This window comes from Ancylobacter aquaticus (genome assembly GCF_004339465.1).
GTDB classification, from domain to species: domain Bacteria; phylum Pseudomonadota; class Alphaproteobacteria; order Rhizobiales; family Xanthobacteraceae; genus Ancylobacter; species Ancylobacter aquaticus.
This window is the reverse complement of the sequence record NZ_SMFY01000001.1, coordinates 1,514,401-1,523,373: the sequence shown is the minus strand read 5'-3', so window position 1 is coordinate 1,523,373 and position 8,973 is coordinate 1,514,401. Positions and strand designations below refer to the sequence as shown.

General features: G+C 72.3%; 10 protein-coding genes. All 10 read right to left on the bottom strand.

Features of this window, described 5'->3' with window-relative positions:
* Position 1 precedes the first annotated feature (1 nt).
* Entirely contained in the window at positions 2–307 is a 306-nt protein-coding gene (locus EV667_RS07015) for a spike base protein, RCAP_Rcc01079 family (protein WP_131834533.1), read from the bottom strand.
* A 16-nt stretch (positions 308–323) separates the two neighbouring features.
* On the bottom strand, positions 324–1,013 hold the full coding sequence (locus EV667_RS07010) for a DUF2793 domain-containing protein (RefSeq protein ID WP_131834532.1): 690 nt from the start codon (positions 1,011–1,013) through the stop codon (positions 324–326).
* A gap of 25 nt (positions 1,014–1,038) precedes the next feature.
* Complete coding sequence (locus tag EV667_RS07005; RefSeq protein WP_131834531.1) at positions 1,039–4,941, bottom strand: baseplate multidomain protein megatron; 3,903 nt, start codon at positions 4,939–4,941, stop codon at positions 1,039–1,041.
* A 267-nt stretch (positions 4,942–5,208) separates the two neighbouring features.
* Positions 5,209–5,646, bottom strand: coding sequence for an NlpC/P60 family protein (locus tag EV667_RS07000; RefSeq protein ID WP_131835059.1), 438 nt, complete (start codon positions 5,644–5,646; stop codon positions 5,209–5,211).
* Positions 5,647–5,690: 44 nt separating this feature from the next.
* On the bottom strand, positions 5,691–6,554 hold the full coding sequence (locus tag EV667_RS06995; protein WP_131834530.1) for a DUF2163 domain-containing protein: 864 nt from the start codon (positions 6,552–6,554) through the stop codon (positions 5,691–5,693).
* Positions 6,551–7,192 (bottom strand): DUF2460 domain-containing protein, encoded by a 642-nt coding sequence (locus EV667_RS06990; RefSeq protein ID WP_131834529.1) that lies wholly within the window; start codon positions 7,190–7,192, stop codon positions 6,551–6,553. Before EV667_RS06990 ends, EV667_RS06995 begins: the two co-directional genes overlap by 4 nt.
* Entirely contained in the window at positions 7,193–7,780 is a 588-nt protein-coding gene (locus EV667_RS06985) for a phage tail tape measure protein (RefSeq protein ID WP_207907683.1), read from the bottom strand.
* Between the two features lie 46 nt (positions 7,781–7,826).
* Entirely contained in the window at positions 7,827–8,021 is a 195-nt protein-coding gene (locus tag EV667_RS06980; protein ID WP_280960225.1) for a rcc01693 family protein, read from the bottom strand.
* Positions 8,018–8,383, bottom strand: a complete 366-nt coding sequence (locus EV667_RS06975) for a gene transfer agent family protein (RefSeq protein ID WP_131834526.1) — start codon at positions 8,381–8,383, stop codon at positions 8,018–8,020. The genes EV667_RS06980 and EV667_RS06975 overlap by 4 nt, the downstream gene beginning before the upstream one ends.
* Positions 8,384–8,503: 120 nt before the next feature.
* Positions 8,504–8,911, bottom strand: a complete 408-nt coding sequence (locus EV667_RS06970; RefSeq protein WP_131834525.1) for a phage major tail protein, TP901-1 family — start codon at positions 8,909–8,911, stop codon at positions 8,504–8,506.
* Positions 8,912–8,973 lie beyond the last annotated feature (62 nt).

Sequence of the window (8,973 nt, the reverse complement as noted above, 5' to 3'; positions counted from 1 at the left end):
CTCAGTCGACCCGGTGGATGACGAGCCCGGCCGTGGTGCCCGTGGCCAGCACCCGCCTCACCAGAAATTCCAGCACGCTCACCTGCCCGGGCGGCAGCGGCAGGGTCAGTGGGGCGCCGTCGGCCGCGTCGACGGGGAGGATGCGGATATCGGCGCTCGCCAGCGCAGCCGGCACGAACACCCGCAGCCTTGCATAGCGCGGCAGGTCGGTGGCGTCGTTCGGCGTCACCACGGCGCCGGCGCGGCCCAGGCCTACGGGCGAGAGAGCGCGGCGGTGCCAGGGGTCCTTGGCGGAATCATAGGGCATGGGTCGCTCCCTGATATCAGAGGGTGAAGGCGAGGAAGGAAAGGACGAGCCGCACCCGCCCGCCGGTGAAGCTGCCGCCCACCGCGGTCACGCGCAGCGGCGTGTCGGCATAGAAGGCCTGCGGGCCGATCACGCCGATATTGCTCGCCCCGGCGGCGATGCTCAGCAGGCCGCCGAATTTCGACGTCTCGCCTGATATGCCGACCTCATAGGAGGTCGCCCCCGTCACCGCCGTCACCGTGCGGCTGGCAACGGCGAGGCAGATGGCGCGGTTTGGAACCAGAAGGGTCGAGGCGACGAAGGCACCGGCGAGGTTCACCTCCTCCTCCACCGTGCGCAGCGTCGCTGTCGCGCCGGAGGGAGTGAACGCGAGCGCCTCGCGCCACGCGACGCCATCGAAGAGCAGGCTGCGCGCCTCGCCCGCCACGTAAGCGCGCCACCCCGCGCGCGGGGTCAGGAAGCGCCAGCCGGAATCATAGAGCGCGATGTCGCCGGCGCGCCCCGCCCAGGCACCGCTGGCGCCGGCCGCCACAATATGCCGGTCGCCCGGCAGGGGGGTGGCGGGCGGCGCGGCCCGGGTGCGGTCGAGCACGGCGAGCTGCGTCGCCGCGTCCAGCAGCACCAGCGCTTCATTGTGGGTCACATGCTTCTGCGCCTGCGCCGCCGCCAGCAGCGGCAGCGCGAGCAGGGGCGTGGTTTCGCTCATGGGATGTTCCTGTCGGGAGGGACGGTCAGGGTCTCAGCCGTGCGGTCAGCGCCGTCCCGGCGCCGATCTCGGCCGAGAGCTGAGCGATGCGGACATCGAGGAAGGGCTGCGCCGCGCCGAAATCGGCGATCTCGTCGGCGAGCGCATAGGTCAACGCCGGCACGGTTGTCGTGAGGCGTCGCTTCACGCTTTCCCCGCTCAGTATCTCGACCGCATAGGCCTCGCCGGTCTCGCTGAGCGGCACCTCCACCAGATCCCAGGAATCGCCGTCGCCCCGCGTGCGCCGGGTCCAGCTGAGTTCCACGCCGGCCTCACTCCGCCGGGCCCTCGCATGCACCGGCGCGAAGGGTCGCAGCGCCGCCGGCCCCAGCGTGGCGGCAATCTCGGTAACGGCGCCGTCGCCATGGTCGCGGTCGGCGCGGCCGATGCGGTAGGTGACAGCGCGGCCGATCATGTCGAGCCCGCTCGCCACCGGCGCCAGATTGGCGTCCACCTTCATCAGAAGCGTGCCCGCCGGCCATTCGGTGGTGGCCTTCGCCTCGGTGCCCAACTGCCCGCGCAGCAGGCCGGACAGCCGCCAGGTCGCGGCCCCGACCAGCTCCGCCTCGGCAAACTGGATCACCTCCACCTCGCCGGAAGGGTCGATCAGCGCCAGCGCGTTGGCCCCTCCCAGCACCGCTTCCTCGCTCGCCCCCGCGATCAGCCCGCCATCGAGTTCGACGTCGAGGCTCGCGCGCTGCCAGCGCCAAAGCGGGCCGGGCGGCAGCGGGCCTACCGTTGCGCCCGTCACAGCCGCCGCCGCCAGGGTGACGATCGGCTGGAAGCTGCCCCCGTCCACCGCCCGCCACACGGCAAGGCTCCCCGGCCATGGAGTGACGAAGGCGCCGAGCCAGGCAAGCGTGGGCGCCCCCTCGCCGCGTGCCAGCGGCGCCTGGATGAGATGCACCAGCGCCGGCCCCTCGCCGCCCGGCAGATCGACCTCGCCCGCCCGCCCCTCGCGCACGGCAAGGGCGAACACCGCCGGGTCGATGCCGCGCGCGTTCACCAGGCGCGTGCCCCTGTCCTCGATGGAGACGATCTCCAGAAGCCGTGCCCGCCCGTCGCGCTCCAGCCGCACCAGGTCGCCCGGCTCCAGCGCGATTTGCGAGGGCGGCATCGTCAGGCTCACACTGTCGCGCCCCGCCCAGGCATCCTGCAGCCACATGTCGGCGAGGCCGGCGACCAGGCCGGGATCGGCCACCATGGCGATCTCGGCCCCGGTTTCCGCCCGCGCCGCCCCGGCAAGCCGCCGGGAAACCGCGGTGGCGCGGCGGTAATCATTGGTGCCGTCGGTAAAGCCGAGCGTGGCGGAAAGTGGAAGTTCGCCCTCCGCCATGCGGGTGAGCAAGGGCGCGGCCACCCCCTCGCCGGTGGCGATGTCCGCGTCGCCCAGCACCGCCCGCACCCGTCCGCCGCGCGGGGCCAGCGCCAGCGCGCCGCCACGCTCAATGAGATCGAAGGCGAAGGCCCGCGCCAGCGGCTCCAGCGCCGCCCGGGCGGTCATCGGCCGGTCGACCACATAGCCGTCGACAATGCCGCGCAGCTCGCCCGTAGCAATGTCCGGCACGCCGAAATCCGTCGCAAGCCGGGCGGTGAGTTCGGCCAGCGGCGCGGCACCCAGACGGCCGGTCAGCCAGTGCCCGGTCTGCCAGTTGGCGCCATCCGCCCACACATCTGTGGCGCGCGGGAATACCGGAAAGGGCCGCGCGTCCCAGGTCCAGAGATAAAGCGAGGCCGGGTCGATCATCCGCCCGCCGGGCAGCCCCGCCGCCGCCGGGTTCAGCGCCCCATTGGCGGAGAACCCGTTGAGGCTCGCCTCAAGGTGCCGGCGCTGGATCAGGTCGTCGCGCGCGCCGGTGGAGAAGGGCGGCAACCCGCCCTCGGTGGATTTCGGGTCGGGGAAGGCGCTCGGGCGGTTCGCCCCCTTGTCGACCGCCGGACAGCCGATTTCGGTCAGCCGCAGCGGCTTGGAGCCGGGCACCCATGCTGTCGGGCTCGCCTGCCGCACCCCACTGACGCGCTCGTGATGGGCATGGCTCCACCAGCCGGCGAGGTCCTTCTGGCGGAAGATCCACGCCTCGCCATAGGCGCCATCGGTGATCGGCGCCCGCATCTGCGCGGCGCGGGCGGCGTCATCGGGGTAATACCAGTCGAACGCCTCGCCGCCGTTGAGATTGCCGGCGATATAGGCGCGGTCATAGCCGCTCTCGAAGCCCTCCGCGTCGAGATGGCTGTCGCCCTCGCGCCAGTCGGCGAGCGGGGGATACCAGTCGATGCCGACGAAATCGAGCGCCGGAGAGGCCCATAGCGGGTCGAGCGGAAAGCGCACCTCCGCGCCCCCGCCCAGCACATGCGCGCCATATTCGGTCCAGTCGGCGCCATAGCCGATCTGCGTGCCCGGCCCCAGCATCGCCCGCACCTCGCCCGCCAGCGCGGCAAGGGCGGCGGCCGCCGGATAGACGCCCGGGGCCGAGCGAACCCGGGTCAACGCCGCCATTTCCGAGCCGATCAGCAGCGCCTCCACCCCGCCGGCGATCTGTGCCAGCTTGGCGTAGTGCAGCACCATGCGCCGCAGCGACCACTCGGCCGGCCCGGAATAGATCACGCGCCCGCCGGACGCGCCGAAATGCCCGGCATTCGCCGTGCCGAACAGCGCCGCCAGCTGCGTCGCCGCGCCCGCTGTGCCGTCCGGCGAGCCGGCAATGCCGGGCGCGGGATGGCAGGTCACGCGCCCACGCCAGGGGTGGGCCGGCTGCATCGCGCCGGGATTCCAGGGGTCCGGCAGGCTGTTGCCGGCGGCAATGTCCACCATCACGAACGGGTTGAGCGTCACCGCCAGCCCGCGCGCCTTCAGCACCGCGATCGCCGCGATCACGCTGTCGTCGGCAGGCGTGCCGCCATAGGCCGGTTTGCCCTCGTGCTGGCTCACCAGCGCGGCGCTGGTGCGTGTGTGCCCCGCCACCTGCCACGCCTCGGGAAAGATGCCGATCTGCGTCGGCTTGTTGCGACGCTCGACAGCGGGGCGGATCTGGCATTGGCCAGCCCGCAGATCCGTGCCGAACCACGCCACCACCAGCGCCACCCGCTCCACATTCGGGCAGGTGGCAAGCAACTGGTCGAGCGCGGCCGAGATGTCGCTGGCATGGGTGGTCACATGGCGGTTCTCCAGCTGGTACACGCCCGGGCGGTCGACCCGCAGCACCTCGCGCGGCTCATAGCCGAACTCGGTGGCGCCGGGGATCAGCGTCACCGCCCGCACCGCATTCTCCAGCGCCCCCACCGCCCGCTCCACCTCGACCGAAATCTGCGGCAGGCGGTTGCCGAAACGGGCCAGCGGCAGGCGCTCGAACACCAGATAGGCCAGCCCGCGATAGGCCGGCGCCCCCGGCTCGCGCGCCTCGATCAGCGGGTCGGGCAGTTGGTCCTCGCCGCCGCGATGCAGCCGCACGGTGAGCGTGCGGGTATCCAGCAGCCGGCCATCGGCCCAGATGCGGCCGAGCCGCGTCACCGGCCCCTCGCACACGCCCACCGCGAAACTGCCGAAATAGCTGTAGGTCGTGCTGCCGCCGCCGCCGCCCGCGATGCCGCCCTTGCCGCCGGAAGCCTGCGTCTGGGTGGACACCACCTCCTGCACCGGCGCCGCCCAGATCACCTGGCCGGACAGCCGCGCCCGTCCATAAAGTCGCGGCAGCGCCGCCCCCTCGGTCGAGGTCATGGTGCCGAACTCGGCGAGGCGCGGGCCCTCGACCCGCTGGCCGGGATTCAGCACCAGGGAATCAATGGCCGAACCGCCCAGCGCCCCCAGCGCCCGCCCGGCCAGCGCCCCCACCGGCCCGAACAGCGCCCCGCCGATCGTCCCGCCCAGCGCGCCGAGAATGAGTGTGGCCATGGTGTCTTCCGATCATTTGGCGTGAGAGGCCCGTTCCCCGGACAAGCCGCGCAGAGCGCGGCGCCAATCCGGGGCCCAGGAGAGGCTCTTTGGCCGAAACGCTGCCGCTGGGTCCCGGCGCGGCGCTCCGCCTGCGGCGTCGCTGGGCCGGGACACGGCCACATCCCCCATCCCCGGGCTTGGCCCGGGGACCTGATATCCGCGCGCGGCGCCAAGGCTGGTTGTCCGGGTCAATCCCGGCCATGAGGAGCGCCGGCAGTATTCCCCTCACGCCCCCGGAAAGGCGAAGGCGAAGGCGAGCCGGCGACGCCACCAGGGGGCGAGAAACACTTCCGCCACCGCCGCCCCGTCATGGGCGTGCACCATCCGCTCCGCACTCACGAGGATCGCCGCGTGCTTGGCGGGAAAGCCGTCGCGCCAGCGGAACAGCAGCACGTCGCCGGGTGCGATGGCCTGCAGCGGTACGGCGCGCATATGGCGCCCCGCCGCCTGCGCCATCTGCTCGGCCTTCGTCGCTTCGGCCCAGTCCGGCGCGTAGGCCGGCAGGCCCTGCGGCTCCGGCCCCACCACTGCCCGCCACACCCCGCGTATGAGCCCGAGGCAGTCAGCCCCCTGCCCCTTCAGCGAGGCGCGGTGGAGATAGGGCGTGCCGATCCAGTCCCGCGCCTCGGCAATGAAGCGCCCACGCAGCGCCGCAGGCGCCATCACCGCCCCATCCATCACCGCCTCTTGCATCACGGCCTCTTGCATCACGGTCTCCCCGGCGTGGCGACGCGCAGCACCGCGTCATTGCCCGGCATGTGAGGAAAGCCGCGAAAATTCAGCGTGTTGGAAAAGCGGTCGCGGCAGGTCTCGAAGCTCTTGTCGCAGCCCGCCGTGACGGTGAAAGCGTCGCCCGTCGCGGGCAGCACCGGCGGGCGCTGCCACAGTTCCAGCCGCACTGCTCCCTCCACGGTGTGGCCCTTCACCTCGGTGGCGAACCCCTCATTGGCCCCAGTTGTGAACACCAGCCGCCCCTGCGCGAACCACCCCGCCGCATAGGCGCCGAGCCCCGCCGCCACCATCAGCCCCGGCCCTTCCGCCGCGCTCACCGTGCCGTGGCCGGTGAGCGCCGGGGAGGCCAGCGCGATCGTGCAGCGGGCATCGCCCAGATCGGCGTCGCAGCCGGCGGTGAACAGCCGGCCGCGCACCATGTTCAGCGCGCTCGAGAGCCCGCGCAGCTCGGCAGTGAAGCTGCCCTCGCTGCGCCGCACCTCGCCAAGGCTGGCCCGGCGCAACAGCAGGAAATGGTCCGGCGCCGACCAGTCGGCGAGCAGCAGCTCGATCCCCGCCCCGTCATAACGGCCGGCGTCGAGATCGGCCTCGTCGATCAGCGCGGAGGTCAGCGCGGCCGACATCTCGCCCCCGCCCACCGCGAAGCCGAGCGCGGACGCATCTTCGCTGCCGGAAACGCCGGAGGCGGCGCGGAACAGCGTTCCGTCAACGGAGAGATCCTCGTCGTGTTCGGTGAGCCCGATCACCACGCCATCGCGGCGGGTCAGGCGCCAGCAGCGTGCCAGCGTCGTCACCCCGCTCGCCAGCGACGCCGCGAGGCCGGCGGGTACGTCTCTCATGTCCGTATCTCCAGGATCGGGATGCGCGGGATCGCTCCCGCCTCGAAGGCGGTGAGGTTCACCTCAAGAAAATCAGTGTCGAAGCGCACCGGCACGTCGAACAGAAAGCCCGCCGTCACGCTCGCCCCCATCGCCGGGATGTGGCCGGCAAGGAACGTCACCGTGCCGCTCACGGCATCGAGGGAGAAATGCGTGCCCGCCACCCGCTCCGCGCCGTTCACCGCCACACGGACCGAGCCCGCCACCGGCTTGGCGATCGGCCGCACATAGGGCGCGTGGCCGCCGCCATAGGTCTTGGCGAGGGCGAACTGCGCCCGTGCCCCGTCCCCGACGCCCAGCGCCTGGTCGAGCGACGATACCGCGCTTCCCGGCGCGGCGGAGGCATGGTCCAGCCGGTCGCGCCAGCGGAAGCCATGCAGCCGGCCGCGCCGCTCCTCGAAGAAGGCGACGACGCCCGCGAGCTGCGCCAGCGATTTCACGCCATAGCCGGCATCCCAGCGCCGGCGCGAATGCGCGAGCCTTGTGTTGCGCTCCTCGCGGCCGGTCAGCGTGGTGACGATCTCCGTCGCCCGCTCCGGCCCGCCCGCCGCGCCGAGCGCGATGTCGAGCGGAAACAGCGTCTCGTGGAAGGCGGGCATTCACAGGCTCCTTTCCCCGCGCGCCACGGCGCGGGCGATGAGGCCGGAGAGGTAGGCGTCGGAGCGGCGGAAGGCGCTCGCATCAGGCGTCGAGACGTTCACCGTCACCTGCGTGGAGCGTCCGCCACCCTGCGCGGCGACGCCCAGCTTGCCGTCGGCACCGCGCGCCAGCGGCAGGATCGCCTCGGCCCCGCGCTCGCCCATCAGGCCGAGCGAACCACCGGCCATGGGAAAATAGGTCGGCGCCGCCACCACCCCGCCCTGCGCGAAGGGGGTGACGCGCCCCTTCTCGAACGCCCCGCCCTTGGCGAAGGCCGAGACCCCGCCCAGCGCGCCCTGCAGCAGTCCGGAAAGCCCCTGCTCCAGCGGCTTGAAGGCGATGTCGAGCGCCAGCGACGACAGCCGGCTGGCCAGCGAGCGCAGCACGTCGTCGGCTTCGCGCCCCTTCAAGGTGGCGCCGGTCAGCGCATCGCCCACCGCCCGGCCAAACCCCCGCGCCAGCCGCTCGGCTTCAGCGATCTCGCGCTGGAAGGCGCTGGTGTCGGCGCTGATCTCCACTGTCAGCCCGTCGCCGTCGAATTCGGCCATGTCGCCCACTCCCATCTCGCCCTGTCAGTCGGTTGATTGCTGCCTGTCAGTCCGGGAACTGCGCCATCAGAGCGGCGAGCGCCGCCTGGTCGAGCGGGGATCGCGCCGGGCCGGAAAAGGCGCGCAGCGCGGCGGCGAGTTCGCGCGGGGTGAGCGCCCAGAACGCCCCGGAGGACAGCCGCAACCGGTCGAAACCGACCGCCATCGCGTCCTCCCAGGGGAAGGCCCGGGCACCACCTATCCGCGCGCCTCCGGAGGATCGGGCAAAGGGCGCGGCGTGCCTTCTGCGCCCCCTGCACCGCCAAAAGTGGCGGCGATCAGTTCGCCGACGAGGCGGGCGAAACCCGCCGCTCCGCCCGGCGTGGTCATCCGCGCCACCTCATCCTCGGTGACGGTCTCCCCGGCCCCGCGCAGCCCAGCGGCGACGAGGCGGATGGCGTCGCGCGCCGCGAGCCGGCCCCGGGCGAAGCGCTCGGTCAGCGCGACGAGATCCTCGACCCCGAACGCGTCTTCCAGCTCGGCCAGCGCACCCAGCGTTAGCACCAGCGTGCGCCGGCGCCCGTCGAGTTCGGCGGAGACTTCGCCGCGATGGCGGTTGGCCATGGTCTGTTTCCTTTCCACATGGAATCGCCGGGCATCCCTGGGTGCCCGGCCACTGCCGGGCGTCCCGAGGTGCGCGCGCAGCACGCCTCGGACGACGGCCCTCTGAAGGCCGGTGCCCCCTCACAGCGCCGCGAAGGTGATCTCGCCGGCGCTCTCCAGCGCGATGTCGAACGTCACCTCGCGGTCGTGCTCGGCGGCGAATTCCAGCGCGGTGATCTGGAACGGCCCGGCAATCGTGCCGAAATCGGGCACCACGATCTGGGCGTTGCGGATCGTGCCGTCGAAGAAGCTCTGGCGGATCAGCGCGTCCGACGCGCCGTCCTTGAACACGCCCGAGCCCGTCACCGAGGCGCGCTTCACCCCCGCCCCCGCGAGCAGCTCGCGCCAGCGGCCGGCGCTCTCCGTGTGCGTCACGTCCACCGCCTCGGCATTGAACGCGATCTGCCGCGAGCGCAGTCCCGCCACCGTGGCATAGGCGGTGCCATCATGGATCTTCAACAGCAGGTCCTTGCCCTTTTGCGCCGCCATCGGCCGCTCCTTTGCTTGTCCTCGCCAGATTCTGGCGGTATTCAGAGACGGTTAACTCTTCA